Origin of the sequence: Brevundimonas vancanneytii (genome assembly GCF_901421975.1) — a bacterium.
GTDB lineage: Bacteria > Pseudomonadota > Alphaproteobacteria > Caulobacterales > Caulobacteraceae > Brevundimonas > Brevundimonas diminuta.
On record NZ_LR588407.1, the window covers coordinates 1,107,985 to 1,121,630 of the forward strand.

Annotated in this window: 13 protein-coding genes; 3 read left to right on the top strand and 10 right to left on the bottom strand. The window is 68.4% G+C overall.

Annotated features, from left to right (window positions below; translation table 11 throughout):
- Positions 1-19 precede the first annotated feature (19 nt).
- Together FGL25_RS05355 and der are read left to right on the top strand one after the other, a co-directional pair.
- Positions 20-1,441, top strand: a complete 1,422-nt coding sequence (locus FGL25_RS05355; protein WP_138141147.1) for a PQQ-like beta-propeller repeat protein — start codon at positions 20-22, stop codon at positions 1,439-1,441.
- 31 nt (positions 1,442-1,472) lie between these two features.
- A complete protein-coding gene (gene der / locus FGL25_RS05360) occupies positions 1,473-3,098 on the top strand; it encodes a ribosome biogenesis GTPase Der (protein WP_046654295.1) in 1,626 nt (541 codons plus the stop codon).
- Between the two features lie 76 nt (positions 3,099-3,174).
- Here der and FGL25_RS05365 read toward each other — a convergent pair whose 3' ends face one another.
- The 6 genes from FGL25_RS05365 to radA form a co-directional block, all read right to left on the bottom strand.
- Positions 3,175-4,479 carry an O-antigen ligase family protein gene (locus FGL25_RS05365; RefSeq protein ID WP_138141148.1) on the bottom strand — a complete coding sequence of 435 codons (1,305 nt, stop codon included), beginning with the start codon at positions 4,477-4,479 and terminating at the stop codon, positions 3,175-3,177.
- A gap of 7 nt (positions 4,480-4,486) precedes the next feature.
- Complete coding sequence (locus FGL25_RS05370) at positions 4,487-5,248, bottom strand: SDR family NAD(P)-dependent oxidoreductase (protein ID WP_138141149.1); 762 nt, start codon at positions 5,246-5,248, stop codon at positions 4,487-4,489.
- 39 nt (positions 5,249-5,287) lie between these two features.
- Entirely contained in the window at positions 5,288-5,629 is a 342-nt protein-coding gene (locus FGL25_RS05375; RefSeq protein WP_046654292.1) for a VOC family protein, read from the bottom strand.
- Positions 5,630-5,635: 6 nt separating this feature from the next.
- A complete protein-coding gene (gene purF, locus FGL25_RS05380; protein WP_138141150.1) occupies positions 5,636-7,141 on the bottom strand; it encodes an amidophosphoribosyltransferase in 1,506 nt (501 codons plus the stop codon).
- Positions 7,142-7,222: 81 nt separating this feature from the next.
- Positions 7,223-7,759, bottom strand: coding sequence for a CvpA family protein (locus FGL25_RS05385; RefSeq protein WP_138141151.1), 537 nt, complete (start codon positions 7,757-7,759; stop codon positions 7,223-7,225).
- A gap of 33 nt (positions 7,760-7,792) precedes the next feature.
- Positions 7,793-9,166, bottom strand: coding sequence for a DNA repair protein RadA (radA, locus tag FGL25_RS05390; protein ID WP_138141152.1), 1,374 nt, complete (start codon positions 9,164-9,166; stop codon positions 7,793-7,795).
- A 162-nt stretch (positions 9,167-9,328) separates the two neighbouring features.
- Here radA and FGL25_RS05395 point away from each other — a divergent pair, with 162 nt between their 5' ends.
- Entirely contained in the window at positions 9,329-9,946 is a 618-nt protein-coding gene (locus FGL25_RS05395; protein ID WP_138141153.1) for a Yip1 family protein, read from the top strand.
- A gap of 43 nt (positions 9,947-9,989) precedes the next feature.
- Here the strand turns inward: FGL25_RS05395 and alr are convergent, their stop codons facing one another.
- From alr to FGL25_RS05415, 4 genes are all read right to left on the bottom strand, one after another.
- Positions 9,990-11,039 carry an alanine racemase gene (alr, locus tag FGL25_RS05400; protein ID WP_138141154.1) on the bottom strand — a complete coding sequence of 350 codons (1,050 nt, stop codon included), beginning with the start codon at positions 11,037-11,039 and terminating at the stop codon, positions 9,990-9,992.
- A gap of 48 nt (positions 11,040-11,087) precedes the next feature.
- The gene (locus FGL25_RS05405; protein WP_046654370.1) at positions 11,088-12,590 is read right to left on the bottom strand and encodes a replicative DNA helicase; all 1,503 of its coding nucleotides are present in this window, start codon (positions 12,588-12,590) and stop codon (positions 11,088-11,090) included.
- A gap of 120 nt (positions 12,591-12,710) precedes the next feature.
- Positions 12,711-13,112 (bottom strand): hypothetical protein, encoded by a 402-nt coding sequence (locus FGL25_RS05410; RefSeq protein ID WP_138141155.1) that lies wholly within the window; start codon positions 13,110-13,112, stop codon positions 12,711-12,713.
- 51 nt (positions 13,113-13,163) lie between these two features.
- Positions 13,164-13,544, bottom strand: coding sequence for a hypothetical protein (locus FGL25_RS05415; RefSeq protein WP_138141156.1), 381 nt, complete (start codon positions 13,542-13,544; stop codon positions 13,164-13,166).
- Positions 13,545-13,646 lie beyond the last annotated feature (102 nt).

The window sequence follows — 13,646 nt, forward strand, 5'->3', positions numbered from 1 at the left end:
CTCCCTCGGGACGCCAACCATGACCAAAACCCTTAAAGTCGCCCTGTTGAGCGGTCTGGCCCTGACCGTCGCGTCGTGCGGCACGGTTCGCAACGCCCTGCCGTTCGGCCTGGGCGGAGACAAGGAGCCGGTTGCGACGGCGACCGAGGGACAGCGTGTCTCCATCCTGGAGTTCGAGCAGCAGCTCGCGCCCTCGGCGGCCCTGTCGGGGCGTGACTTCTTCCTGCCGGGCCCGCAGGCCGTGACGACCTGGAGCCAGCCCGGCGGCAACGCCGAGAATGCGGTCGAGCATGTGATCGCCGCGCCTGAGTTCACCGTCGCCTGGCGACGCGACATCGGCGCAGGCTCGGCGAACGATCGCCAGGTCATGTCCCCGGTGGTGGCCGAGGACGGCAAGCTCTTCGTGCTGGACGGCGAAGCGGGCGTGACCGCCGTGGACGCCGGCACCGGCGCCGTCCTGTGGAAGGCCAGCGTCAAGGTCGAGGAGGCTGATCGCGGCCGCCGCTTCATGGGCATCGGCCTGGGCGGCGGATCGGGCGGCGGCGGCTTCGGCGGCGGCGTGGCCGTCAGCGGCGGTAAGGTCTTCGTCTCGTCGGGCTATCGCGTCATGACGGCGTTTGACGCCAATACGGGCGCCGAGCTGTGGCGCACCGCAGTCGACCTGCCGATCCACGGCGCGCCGACGGTGGCGGGCCAGCGGGTCTATGTCGTCGACGTCGACAACCAGTTGATGGCCTTCAACGTGGCCAACGGCCAGCAGGACTGGTCCTATCGCGGCATCACCGAGCCGGCCCGCATCATGCGCGCCTCCAGCCCGGCGGTCAGCGGCGGCACGGTGGTGGCGCCCTTCTCCTCGGGGCAGATCGTGGCCCTGCAGGCGACCAACGGCCAGCCGGTGTGGGAGCAGGTGCTGTCGCGCACCAGCCGCACCAGCGCTCTGTCGGAACTGCGCGACATCGCCGGTCGTCCGGTCGTCAGCCGCGGTCAGGTCTACGCCATCAGCCAGTCGGGCGTGATGCAGGTGATGGACCTGCGCAGCGGCCAGCCGAAATGGTCCCTGCCTATCGTCGGGGTGAACCAGCCCCTGCCGGTCGGCGACGTGGTCTATGTCGTGTCCCAGGCGGGCGAACTGACCGTGGTCAACCGCGAGACGGGCCAGGTCTATTGGTCGCGCGATCTGAACGAGGGCCGCGTCCGCAAGGAAGGCGGCTTCCTGGGCTTCGGCAAGCGCACCGTGCGTCCGGTCTGGTCGGGCCCGATCCTGGCGTCGAACCGTCTGGTGCTGGTCAACTCGGACGGCGAGGCCGTGGCCTTTGATCCGAAGACGGGCGCGCAGACCGGCAGTCTGAAGCTGGGTTCGGCCGCCTATATCGCCCCGGCCGCCTATAACGGCGCCCTCTATGTCCTGACCGACAAGGGCCAGCTGGTCAGCATCCGCTGACCTTTTCACCGATTTAAGCTAGAAGGCCGACATGGCTCTGAAGGTCGCCATCGTCGGCCGCCCCAATGTGGGCAAGTCGACACTGTTCAATCGTCTCGTCGGCAAGCGCCTTGCGCTGGTCGATGATCGCCCCGGCGTGACCCGCGACCGCCGCTACGCCGACGGCGTGATCGGCGACATGGATCTGACCCTGATCGACACCGCGGGGTATGAGGACGTCACCGACGAAAGCCTGGAAGCCCGGATGCGCGAGCAGACCGAGGCGGCGATCGAGGACGCGGATCTGATCCTGTTCATGATGGACGCGCGCGAAGGCGTGACCTCGCTGGACCGCATCTTCGCCGATCGCCTGCGCAAGGTGCACAAGCCCGTCGTCCTGCTGGCCAACAAGTCGGAAAGCCGCGAAAGCGGCGGCGGCGTGGGCGAGGCGCACGGCCTGGGCTTCGGCGAGCCGGTGCCGATCTCGGCCGAGCACGGCGAGGGCATGGCCGACCTGTATCAGGCGATCCTGGCCGCGTCGGAAGACATCTTCATCGAGGAAGTCGACGAGCCGGAAAAGCCGATCCGCATCGCCGTCATCGGCCGTCCGAACGCGGGCAAGTCGACCCTGATCAACCGCCTGATCGGCGACGACCGCCTGCTGACCGGCCCGGAAGCCGGCATCACGCGCGACTCCATCTCGGTGGACTGGGTCTGGGAAGGCAAGAACATCCGCCTGATCGACACCGCCGGGATGCGCCGCAAGGCCCGCGTCCAGGAGAAGCTGGAAAAGCTGTCGGTCGCCGACACCATTCGCGCCATCACCTTCGCCGAGGTGGTGATCATGGTGATGGACAAGGACGACGCCTTCGACACTCAAGACCTGCAACTGGCCGATCTGGTCGAGCGGGAAGGGCGGGCGCTGGTCTATGTCGCGTCCAAGTGGGATCTGGAAGAAGAGCCGCAGTCACGCCTGGCCGAGCTGAAGCGCCTGGCCGACGACAAGCTGCCGCAGCTGCGCGGTTCGCCCTTCGTGGCTCTGTCGTCGTTCAACGGGCGCGGCGTCGAGCGCCTGATGCCCGCCGTGCTTCAGGCCTATGACACCTGGTCGGTCAAGGTGAAGACCAAGGATCTGAACGACTGGCTGTCCCTGGCGACCCAGAGACACCCGCCACCCGCCGTGGACGGCAAGCGCATCAAGCCGAAATACATGGCCCAGACCAAGGCGCGTCCTCCGACGTTCGTGCTGATGGCCAGCCGCGCCGCGTCCATGCCGGAACACTACAAGCGCTATCTGATCAACTCGATCCGAGAGAGCTTCGACCTGCACGGCACGCCGATCCGGCTGAACGTCAAGTCGGGTTCGGCCAACCCCTACGCCGAGGGCGGCGCCAAGTCCGGCCCGGAACGCTTCAAGGGCGACGCCAAGACCGCCCCGCGCCGGGTGATCAAGGCCGAGAAGGCCGAGAAGCTGTCCAACCTGCCCGGCAAGGCGCTGGAGCAGAAGGCCAAGGCCGGCATCAAGCCCAAGGTGAAGCCCCTGGGCGGATTGAAGGCCAGCGCGTCCAAGAAGGCGGGCTCCAACGCCTTCATCGGCAAGGGCGCGCGCGGCGGCGCACGCCAGGTGTCCCGCTCGGGCCGCGTCCGTACGGGCCAGAAGGGCGGCGCCAAACGCTGACGATGTCGTCCCGGCCAACGGGACGTCTTTCGCCTATTGCTCGGGTTTGCGCTGATCGCTCCGCCTTGCGCGGCGATCAGCGTGGGCGACTGGGCTGTTCGGGTTCGTCGCCCAGCGCGAGCTTCAGGGCCAGGGCGACCATGACGACCCAGCGCAGCTCATGCCAGTTCATGGCGATGCTCTCGCTGAGCATGGTGAAGGTGAAGGAGGCCATCATCGGCAGGGCCACCCAGCCGCCGGGACTGGTGTAGGCCGCCCATAGCGATTGCGCCCATATCTGCACCAGCCACAGTGCGAACAGGATGACGCCGCCCAGTCCCAGGGCGATGTAGATCTCCAGCCAGCCGCTGTGGGCGTTGGCCGGGATGAAGTGGGCCTGGTGGCCGATCCAGGCCTTGGGGCCGGTGAAGCCGGGGTCGTCCCATACCGCGCCGTAGCCGAAGCCGCGCCAGGGGTGCTCGGACATCTGCTGCATGATGCCGGACCAGATTTCTGTGCGGCCGGTCAGGGTGGCGTCCTTGCCCAACAGCCCCAGCACGACGTCGGTTTCGGCGGAGATCAGCAGAGCGCCGCCGATGACGACCACGACGGCTAGCCAGGTGGCGACGACGGCGCGCAGGGGGCCGGACTTCACCACGGCGACGAAGCCCATGGCGCTGAGCGACAGCAGCAGCACCAGCAGGGCCGTCTTCGAGGTCGACAGGATGACCAGCGCCACAGAGACGACCGCCAGGCCGAACCACAACTTGCGCCGCTCGGGAGCCATGACGCCCGCGGCCAGCAGGAAGATGGTGGTCTTCACCATGACATGGCCCAGGCCGTTCTTCTCAAGCCACAGGCCGCGCCAGGCGCCGGGGAAGAGCTCCTGCATCCGGCCGAAGTCGGGCAGCAGCGCGCCCAGCAGGAAGGAGAGGACGGCCAGGGCGCCGAGGGTTCCCGCTATGATCTCGGTCAGGCTGCGCCAGCTCCACCGCGAGGCCAGTGCCACGCCCGCCAGGGTGGTGAACAGCAGGGCCGGAATCCGCCGAGCCGTCAGATCGGGCATGATGGACCAGAAGTAGGTGGCCGCCGTCAGCAGCAGCAGGGCGATCAGCAGCGGCGATCGGACCATGCCCCTGATCGCGCGCTCGGGCCTCATGCAGACCAGCACCACAGCCAGCAGATAAGCCGGATAGTAGAAGTTGCGAAGGAAGTCGGCCGAGCGCGCGCCGTAGTCGGTCAGCGGCGCGCTCCAGAAGCCGACATAGGTGAGGATCAGGCCGACTGAAGCGATCAGCGCCACGACGTCGGCCAACGGGGCGGCGCGGACCAGCGGCAGGGGCGAACGACGCAGCGTTGAGCTTGTCGCGGTTCGCTCGTCCGTCGCCGGTCTTGTCGGCATGAAGACTTTAAACCAGGGCGTCCGCCGACAGGCCTTGCTTCCATTCCTTGAAGCTGACCGTCAGAGGCGGAGTGAGATCAGGGCGGGCCAGTTCGACGATCAGGGGACCGATCTCCGAAGGATGCGGCAGAACGCTGGGATCTTCGCCCGGGAACGCCTGGGCGCGCAACTGCGTCCGCATCCGACCCGGATCGACGATGCTGGCGCGCACCGGCGTGCTCTCGATCTCGTCGGCCCAGCATTTGACCAGGGCCTCGGCGCCCGCCTTGGTCGCGGCGTACATGCCCCAGAAGGCGCGCGGCTGGCTGGCGACGCTGCTGGTCAGATGGATGGCGCGTCCGGCGTCCGAGGCGCGCAGCAGCGGCTCCAGCGAGCGGATCAGGCGATAGACGCCGGTGAAGTTGATCTTCTCGACCTTGGCGAATTCGCGCGGTTCGGCGTGGGCGACCGGGGTCAGGCCGGACGGGCCCATGGTGGCCGCCGCCTGAACCCAGATGTCCAGCTTGCCGAAGCGTTGGAACAGGGCGCCGCCCAGGCGGTCGATGGCGCCGCCGTCCACTAGGTCGAACGGGACCAGGCTGGCGTGCTGGCCGGTGGCGGCGAAGATCTCGTCGTCCAGCTCCTCCAGGGCGCCCTGGGTGCGCCCGGCGGCGATGACGTGGGCGCCGGCCTTGGCCAGGGCCAGGGCGGATTCGCGGCCGATGCCGCGCGAGGCGCCGACGACCAGGGCGACGCGGTTGGCGAGAGGGAGGGAAGCGTGTTCGGACATGGGGCCGCTGATAGCGCGGCCGGACGCCCGGCGAAAGGCTCAGTAGCCCGGCGCGGGCTGCCACAGGCTGAAGCTGACGCCCTGATCGTCGCTGACCACGACCGACAGGCCGGACGGGCTCTCGGCCGGCACGGCCGCGCGGCCGCCCAGCTCGGTCACGCGGGCGCAGGCGGCGTGGATGTCGTCCACGCGGAAATAGAGATTGGGGAAGGTCTTGTGCTCGCCCTTGGTGAGGCCGAAGGCGGGGTCGGACCCGGCCACATGGGCGTAGGTCGGGCTGGACGAAGCCTCATCGAAGCGCCAGCCGAACAGGCCCGCGTAGAAGGCGCGGGCCTTGTCGACGTCAGGGGTGTCGAGCGTGAAGTAGCCGAGCTGGATCATCCAGCCTTAAGCGGTCACCAGCAGAGAAAGTTGCTTCCCGCGCGGATCACGGCCGCCTTCCTCGATCTCACGGTCCAACAGGCGGGTCGGATAGTCGCCGGTGAAGTAGTGGTCGGTGTACTGCGGATTGGCGGCGTTACGCGGCCCGGCGCCCAGGGCGTCGTACAGGCCGTCGATGGACAGGAAGCCTAGGGAGTCGACCTCCAGCACGGCGCGCATTTCGTCCATGCTGTGGGTGGCGGCCATCAGTTGCGACCGCTCGGGCATGTCGATGCCGTAGAAGTCGGGATAGAGGATCTGCGGGCTGGCCGAGCGCAGGTGAACCTCCTTCGCGCCCGCCGCGCGCACGGCGCGGACCAGCTTCAGCGAGGTGGTGCCGCGCACGATGGAATCGTCGATCAGCACGACGCGCTTGCCTTCCAGGGCGGCGCGGTTGGGGCTGTGCTTCATCCGCACGCCCTTCTGACGAGCGCCCTGGCTGGGCTGGATGAAGGTGCGGCCGAGGTAGTGGCTGCGGATGATGCCCATTTCATAGGGCAGGCCGCTTTCCTGGGCGTAGCCGAGGGCGGCGGGGACGCCCGAGTCGGGCACCGGCACCACGATGTCGGCCTCGACCTTGTGCTCGCGCGCCAGGCGACGGCCCATCTCCTTGCGGACGTCATAGACCGACAGGCCGTTCACGACGGAATCGGGACGGGCGAAGTAGACGTATTCGAACAGGCAGGGGCGAGCGGCGCGTGCGGCGAAGGGCTTGATCGAGGTCAGGCCCTCCTCGTCGATGACCACGACCTCGCCGTGTTCGACGTCGCGCACGAAGGTGGCGCCGATGGTGTCCAGGGCGCAGGTCTCGGACGCCAGCACCCAGGCTTCGCCGACCTTGCCCAGCACCAGCGGGCGGATGCCCAACGGGTCGCGCGCGCCGATCATCTTGTAGCGGGTCTGGGCCACCAGGGCGTAGCCGCCCTCGATCCGGCTCAGGGCGTCGATGAAGCGGTCGACGATCTTGGCCTTACGGCTGCGGGCGATCAGGTGGAGGATGGCCTCGGAGTCCGAAGTGGACTGGAAGATCGCGCCTTCCGAGACAAGTTGCGCGTGCAGGTATTTGAAATTGGTCAGGTTGCCGTTGTGGGCGATGGCGATGCCGCCTTGGTCCAGATCGGCGAACATCGGCTGGATGTTGCGCAGGAAGCTGCCGCCGGCGGTGGAGTAGCGGGTGTGGCCGATGGAGGCCTGGCCCGGCAGGCGCTTGGTCAGTTCGGCGTTGCCGAAGGCGTCGCCGACAAGGCCCTGGTGCCGTTCGGTGTAGAAGCGATCGTCGTGGACGCTGGCGATGCCGCAGGCTTCCTGGCCGCGATGCTGCAGGGCGTGCAGGCCCAGGGCGACGATGGAGGACGCCTCGTTCTCGGGCGCGCCCCAGACGCCGCAGACGCCGCATTCGAGACGCAGTTGGTCGTCTTCCGGCTCACGCCAATGCTCACGGTGAACGACGGGTTCGGCGATATGGTGGCGCATCGTCAGGCTCCGATGACCGGGGAAGGATAACTCAAAGGGCGGCGCCGCGCACGTAAGCCGCCCAGGCGTCCGGGGCAAGCCTCATTGGTCGGAAAACCCTTCGCGAACGGAAGAACCGACCACGGGGGTCAGGGCGTCGGCGCCCTTTCCAAGCGTGGGCAGCACGATCTGGATGGCGCGGGCGGCGCCTTCGCTGACCGGGGCGGTGGCGGCTTCGGACAGCCAGCGCGGCGGGTTGTCCTGCATGGCGCCCATGATGACCAGATGCACCGCGCCGATCAGGCCCAGAGCGCGGACGAGGCCGACCGCCAGGCCCAGCGTCTGGTCCAGCACGCCGAGGGCATGGCCGCGCGCGCCCTGCGAAATGGCCGAGCCGAGGAAACGCAGGCCGAAATAGAGAAGAACGAAGACCAGCCCGACGGCCAGCACCGACCCGGCCCAGTCGGGATCGACCAGATCGCGCCCGATCGGCGCCGTCCACGGCAGGGTGATCAGCGCCAGCAGCGCCGCCAGCAGGAAGCTGAACAGGGCCGTGAGCTCGCGCATGCCGCCCCGGAACCATCCGGCGGCGCCCGAGGCCAGCAGGGCCAGGATCACGAAGACGTCGTAGCCGGTCACGCGCTCTGCGGCCTCAAGGGATGGGAACGCGCCTTAGTAGCGGTTCTGGGAGATTCGCTCGACCGCGTCGGTCAGGCGAGTGACGACGGTCAGGGCGACATCGTCCTTCTTCACCTTGCCATTGGCTTGTGGCGGCGCGAGGGCGCGCTCGAAGCCTAGCTTCTTGGCCTCGCGCAGGCGGGCCTCGGCGCGGCCGACGGCGCGGACCTCGCCCGACAGGCCGATCTCGCCGAAGACGACGCATCCCTGGGGCAGGGGCATGTCCAGCGCCGAGGAGATCAGGGCGGCGGCGGCAGCCAGGTCGGCGGCGGGCTCGTTGATCCGCATGCCGCCCGCGACGTTCAGATAGACGTCCTTGTCGCCGAACCCCAGACCGCAGCGCGCCTCCAGAACGGCCAGCAGCATGGCCAGACGGCCGGAGTCCCAGCCGACGACAGCTCGCCTTGGCGTGCCGTATGCAGAAGGCGCGACAAGAGCCTGAATTTCCACCAGAACAGGGCGCGATCCCTCGATCCCGGCAAAAACGGCGGCGCCGGGCGCCCGGTCCTTGCCTTCGCCCAGGAACAAGGCCGAGGGGTTGGGCACTTCGCGCAGACCGGAATCGCCCATTTCGAACACGCCGATCTCGTCGGTGGCGCCGAAACGGTTCTTGCCCGCGCGCAGGATGCGGAAGGGATAGCCGCGCTCGCCTTCGAAGCTGAGGACGGCGTCGACCATGTGCTCGACCACGCGCGGCCCGGCGATCTGGCCGTCCTTGGTGACGTGGCCGACCAGGACGATGGCGGGGCCGCCGTTCTTGGCCAGCCGCACCAGCTCGGCGGCGCAGGCGCGCACCTGGGTGATGGAGCCCGGCCCGGCGTCGTGCGCGTCGCTCCACAGGGTCTGGATGGAATCGATGATGACGATGTCGAACGGATCGCGCTTCAGCGTCGTCAGGATGTCGCGCAGGGCGGTGGCGGAGGCCAGCGACACATCGGCGTCGGCCACGCCCATGCGTTTGGCGCGGGCGCGAATCTGCTCGATCGCCTCTTCGCCCGAGATATAGGCGACCCTGGCGCCGTTGCGGGCGGCCTTGGCCGTGACTTCCAGCAGCAGGGTCGACTTGCCGACGCCGGGGTCGCCGCCCAGCAGGATTGCCGAGCCGGGCACCACGCCGCCGCCGCAGACGCGGTCGAACTCGGTCACGCCGGTGACGATGCGCGGCGGCTCGGGCGTGTCGGACTGAAGCGTCTCGAACTGGACCCCGCGCCCGCGCGCGGTCGAGGCGGGCTTCATGGCGCCGGGCGGGGCCGCCTTGGATTCCTCGACCAGGGCGTTCCACTCGCCGCAGGACGAGCATTGCCCGGCCCATTTGGAATGAACCGCCCCGCAGGATTTGCAGACGAAGAGAAGAGAGTCGCGCGCCATGTGAGCAGACCTAGCAGATCAGACGGGCGAGGGCAGGCGGGTCGGAACGGCTTACGTCCGAAACTGTCACAGGGAGAGTGCGGGGTTGCGTCGGCATCCACACAGCCGTCATTCTGACATGATAAGGCCGTGATCCGACTCAACCGCCCAGAAGGCTAACGAATGACCCTGGAAAATCCCCCCGCCGTCGATCCCTCGCTCGTCTCGCGGGTCAAATACATCCTGACACGGCCCAAGTTCGAATGGCCGGTCATCGACGCCGAAAGCGCCAGCATCAAGGGGCTGTTCACCAGCTACGCCGTCATCCTGGCGGCCATTCCGGCGGTGGCGACCATCGTGGGCCAGATCGCCTTCGGTCATCGCGGTCTGGTCGGGCCGGTGCTGGCGGGCGCGCTCAGCTATGTGCTGAGCCTGCTGAGCGTCTACATCCTGGGCCTGATCATCGACGCCCTGGCGCCGACCTTCGGCGGGACCAAGAACCCGGTGAAGGCGATGCAGGTCGCCGTCTATTCCATGACCGCCGCCTGGGTGGCGGGCGTGCTGAATGTCCTGCCGATGCTGGGCTGGCTGGCGGGTCTGTTGGGCCTGTACGGCTTCTACCTGATGTATCTGGGCCTGCCGACGCTGATGAAGACCGCCGCGGACAAGGCGCTGGGCTACACCATCGTGGTGGTGGTCGCGGCCATCATCCTGAACGTCATCGTCTTCGCCATTGTCGGCGCGGTGATCGCCAGCTTCGTCATCGTCGGCGCGGGCGCCACGGCGTTCGCGCTAAGCTAAGTCTGAAGAAGGGCTGGGGCCTTGCGCCTCAGCCCTTTGCTGTTCAGCCCTGATAGACGCGCGGCACGCGCGGCGTGATCGAGGTCAGCAGCTCATAGCTGATGGTGCCCGCCGCCGTCGCCGCGTCGTCGATCAGGCGGTTGGCGCCGAAGATCTCCACCGGATCGCCCGCCTTGACGTCCAGGCCGGTCACGTCGACCGCCAGCACGTCCATCGACACCCGGCCGATGATCGGCCGCATCCCGCCCGCGATGAAGACCTGCCCCTTGGGGCTGTAAGAGCGCAGCACGCCGTCGGCGTAGCCCGCGCCAACGGTCGCCACGCGCATCGGCCGCTCCGCCCTATACCCTTGCGAATAGCCGACGGTTTCGCCTGCCGGAACGTCGCGCACCTGCACCGCTTGGGCGATCAGGCTGGCGACGGGAGCGATTTTCTCGTGCGGGCGGCCTTCCGGCCCGCCGCCGTAGAGGCAGATGCCCGGCCGCACCACGTCGAAGGCGAAGTCCGGCCCCAGGAAGCAGCCGCCCGAGTTGGCGAAGGAGCGCGTCACGCCCGGATAGCGGGCCGCCGCCGCCGCATAGGCGTCGCGCTGGGCGCGGTTCAGCGGGTTCGACGGTTCGTCCGCGCAGGCCAGGTGGGTCATCACCAGTTCGAGACCCTCGAACGGTTCGGGCGCGTCCTCGACGCGAAAGCCCAGGCGGTTCATGCCGGTGTCGATCTGAAGCCCGCAGGCGCCGCCGCCCGCCGCCTGCCAGGTCTGAAGCTGGGTCGGGTGGTTGATGACGGGCCGCAGGTTGGACGCCTTGAGCATGGCGGCGCCATCGCCGTGGCAGCCGTCCAGAATGTAGATGACCGGCTCAGGCCCGATCGCCTCGCGCAGGCGCACGCCCTCGGCCGCGCGGGCGACGAAGAAGGTGCGCGCCCCCTCGGCCATCAGGCGCTGGGTCACGGCGGCGGCGCCGAGGCCGTAGCCGTCGGCCTTCACGACCGGATTGACCGGCGCGCCGCTGACGGCGCCCAGGGTGCGATAGTTGCGGGCGAGCGCGTCCAGATCGACGTTGAGGACGGCGGGAGCGAGGACGGGGGAGGTCATGGCGACGGTTATAGGCCGCTGTTCGGGCGGCGCCACCGCTTTGACGGCCTACTCCGGAATATCCGCATAGGCGCCGCCGTAGCGGCCGTCGTGGGCCAGGTTGCCGAAGCGGGTGGTGTTGGAATCGAACGCCAGCTTGACGATGCCGATGGGGCCGTGACGCTGCTTGCCGATGACCACCTCGGCCTGGTGCTGCAGGCGGTCCATGTCTTCCTGCCACTTCAGGTGTTCTTCGGTGCCTTCGCGCGGCTCGGCGCGGCCCAGGTAGTAGCTTTCGCGATAGACGAACATGACGCAGTCGGCGTCCTGTTCGATCGAGCCGGATTCCCGCAGGTCGGACAGTTGCGGCCGCTTGTCCTCGCGCTGCTCGACCTGACGCGACAACTGCGACAGGGCGATGATGGGGACGTTCAGCTCCTTGGCCAGCGCCTTCAGGCCGCCGGTGATTTCGGACACTTCCTGCACCCGGTTCTTCTGGCTGTTCTCGCCGGTCGTCACGAGTTGCAGGTAGTCGACCACGATCAGGTCGAGGCCGTGCTCCATCCGCTTCAGCCGTCGCGCGCGCGCCGCCAGCTTGGAGATGGACAGGCCGCCGGTAGCGTCGATGTAGAGGGGGCTTTCGCCGATCTCGATGGCGGCGTCGCGGATCTTGCCGAAGTCCGAGGCGTCGATCTCGCCCTTGCGCAGCTTGTCCGAGGACACGCCCGAGGCGTCGGCCAGGATACGCATGGCCAGCTGTTCGGCGCTCATTTCCAGCGAGTAGAAGGCGACGACGCCGCCGTCGACGGTCTTGCGTCCGCCGTCCGGCGTCGGCTCCCAGCGATAGTTCCGCGCGACGTTGAAGGCGATGTTGGTCGCCAGCGCCGTCTTGCCCATCGAGGGACGGCCCGCGAGGATCAGAAGGTCGGACGGGTGCAGGCCGCCCAGCTTCTGGTCCAGGTCGTCCAGGCGGGTGGCCAGACCGGCCAGCTTGCCCTCGCGCTGATAGGCCTCGCCCGCCATCTCCACGGCGCCGGACAGGGCGTGGGAGAAGCTGACGAAGCCCGACGAAGGCTTGCCCGTCTCGGCCAGTGAATACAGGGTCTGTTCGGCCTGTTCGATCTGTTCGTCGGCGGGCGTCTCGGGGTTGGGCGCCTCCTTGATGATCTCGCCGCCGATGCGGATCAGGTCGCGGCGCAGGGCCAGATCATAGACGACGCGGGCGTAGTCGGGGGCGTTGGCGGCGGGCGGCGCCCGGTCCACCAGATCGGCGAGGTAACGCAGGCCGCCGAACTCCTGGAACGCCGGATCCTGCTTGAACCGCTCCATCAGAATGGTCGGCTCGGCCAGCAGGCCCTGGCGGATGTGGTCCTCGACCGCATCGAACAGGCGCTGGTGGAAGGGCTCGTAGAAATGGCTGCCGCGCAGCCGGTCCGACAGGCGCTCGAACACGGCGTTGTCGAACATCAGCGAACCCAGCAGGGCCTGCTCCGCCTCAAGGTTGTGGGGCATGGACGACACCTGCACGGCGTCGGGGGCGTCATAGGGCATCGGAGCGAAGGCGGCGTTCATCGGCATCATCAATACGCATAGGCGCGCCCTGCGTCAGACGCGGGCGGGGTCGTGGTCGTGGACAGTCGCCGACGCCTGTGGACGGGCGCGGAAAACCGCTGTCGGATCAGTAGGAGGTCGTCAGGCGCGGCAGGGGTAGCGCTCGGCCATCCAATCGCGCACGGCCTGGGTCACGGTGATGCGACGGCGCGATTCCGGCATGGCCTCGAAGCGTGCGACCAGAGCCTCGGGCGTGATGCCGGTGCCGGAGGCGGGGATGCAGTGCGCCGGCGTGCGGCCCGCCGAGACGGCCGAGGCCTGCTCGGCCTTGACCGTGCTGACGGCGCCGGTGACGACGCGGATCAGGCGGCGGGTGTCCGGGCGCATTATGGCCACGGCGCGGTTGCGCGGGATGTCATGACCGATCGTCAGGAACTGCTGGACGGTCATGTCAGACGACTGGGCCTGGGTCAGGGGCGCGGAGGCGAGCAGAGTCAGGGCGCCTAGCGACGCGGCGAAGAGGACGGGAACGGAACGCGGCATGGAGGGCTAGATGCGCTCGCCTGCGCCGCTGTGCAAGGGTTCGGGAGCCGATCAGGCGGGGCAGGGGTATTCCTCGGCCATCCACTCGCGCACGGCCTGATTGACGCTGATGCTGCGCCGCTGGGCCGGGATGGCGTTGAAACGGTTCAGGATCATGTCGGGCGACAGGCTGATCTTGGCGCCTTCGGGAATGCAGGTGGCGGAGCGCCGTCCCGCAGCCTTGGCGGCGACCTGATCGTCGCGCACCGCCTTGAAGGCTCCGTTTATCTCATTCATCAGCCGCCGCGTGTCCGACCGCAGCAGCGCCGTGGGATTGCGAGGGATGCGGTTGGCGGAGGTCAGGAACTCCTGCACCGTCATTGCGGCGGCGGCGGCGCTGGGCAGGGCGGACAGCGCCAGGGCGGCGACGGCGGCGAATGTGGCGGCTTTCATGGGCTTCCCTCCCGCGAGACGGTGAAGCCTAGCGCGCGGTTCGCGACCGAACCATGACCGACGAACGTTGGCCCACATTAAGTTTTCGTCAGACGCGGCGGC

Bases quoted from the DNA above. Each gene is read 5' to 3' on its own strand.
- purF (WP_138141150.1), bottom strand. From the start codon at position 7,141: ATGCGCCACCATATCGCCGAACCCGTCGTTCACCGTGAGCATTGGCGT.
- FGL25_RS05410 (WP_138141155.1), bottom strand. From the start codon at position 13,112: ATGCCGCGTTCCGTTCCCGTCCTCTTCGCCGCGTCGCTAGGCGCCCTG.
- FGL25_RS05375 (WP_046654292.1), bottom strand. From the start codon at position 5,629: ATGATCCAGCTCGGCTACTTCACGCTCGACACCCCTGACGTCGACAAG.
- der (WP_046654295.1), top strand. From the start codon at position 1,473: ATGGCTCTGAAGGTCGCCATCGTCGGCCGCCCCAATGTGGGCAAGTCG.
- FGL25_RS05395 (WP_138141153.1), top strand. From the start codon at position 9,329: ATGACCCTGGAAAATCCCCCCGCCGTCGATCCCTCGCTCGTCTCGCGG.
- FGL25_RS05355 (WP_138141147.1), top strand. From the start codon at position 20: ATGACCAAAACCCTTAAAGTCGCCCTGTTGAGCGGTCTGGCCCTGACC.
- alr (WP_138141154.1), bottom strand. From the start codon at position 11,039: ATGACCTCCCCCGTCCTCGCTCCCGCCGTCCTCAACGTCGATCTGGAC.
- FGL25_RS05370 (WP_138141149.1), bottom strand. From the start codon at position 5,248: ATGTCCGAACACGCTTCCCTCCCTCTCGCCAACCGCGTCGCCCTGGTC.
- FGL25_RS05365 (WP_138141148.1), bottom strand. From the start codon at position 4,479: ATGCCGACAAGACCGGCGACGGACGAGCGAACCGCGACAAGCTCAACG.
- FGL25_RS05415 (WP_138141156.1), bottom strand. From the start codon at position 13,544: ATGAAAGCCGCCACATTCGCCGCCGTCGCCGCCCTGGCGCTGTCCGCC.
- radA (WP_138141152.1), bottom strand. From the start codon at position 9,166: ATGGCGCGCGACTCTCTTCTCTTCGTCTGCAAATCCTGCGGGGCGGTT.
- FGL25_RS05405 (WP_046654370.1), bottom strand. From the start codon at position 12,590: ATGAACGCCGCCTTCGCTCCGATGCCCTATGACGCCCCCGACGCCGTG.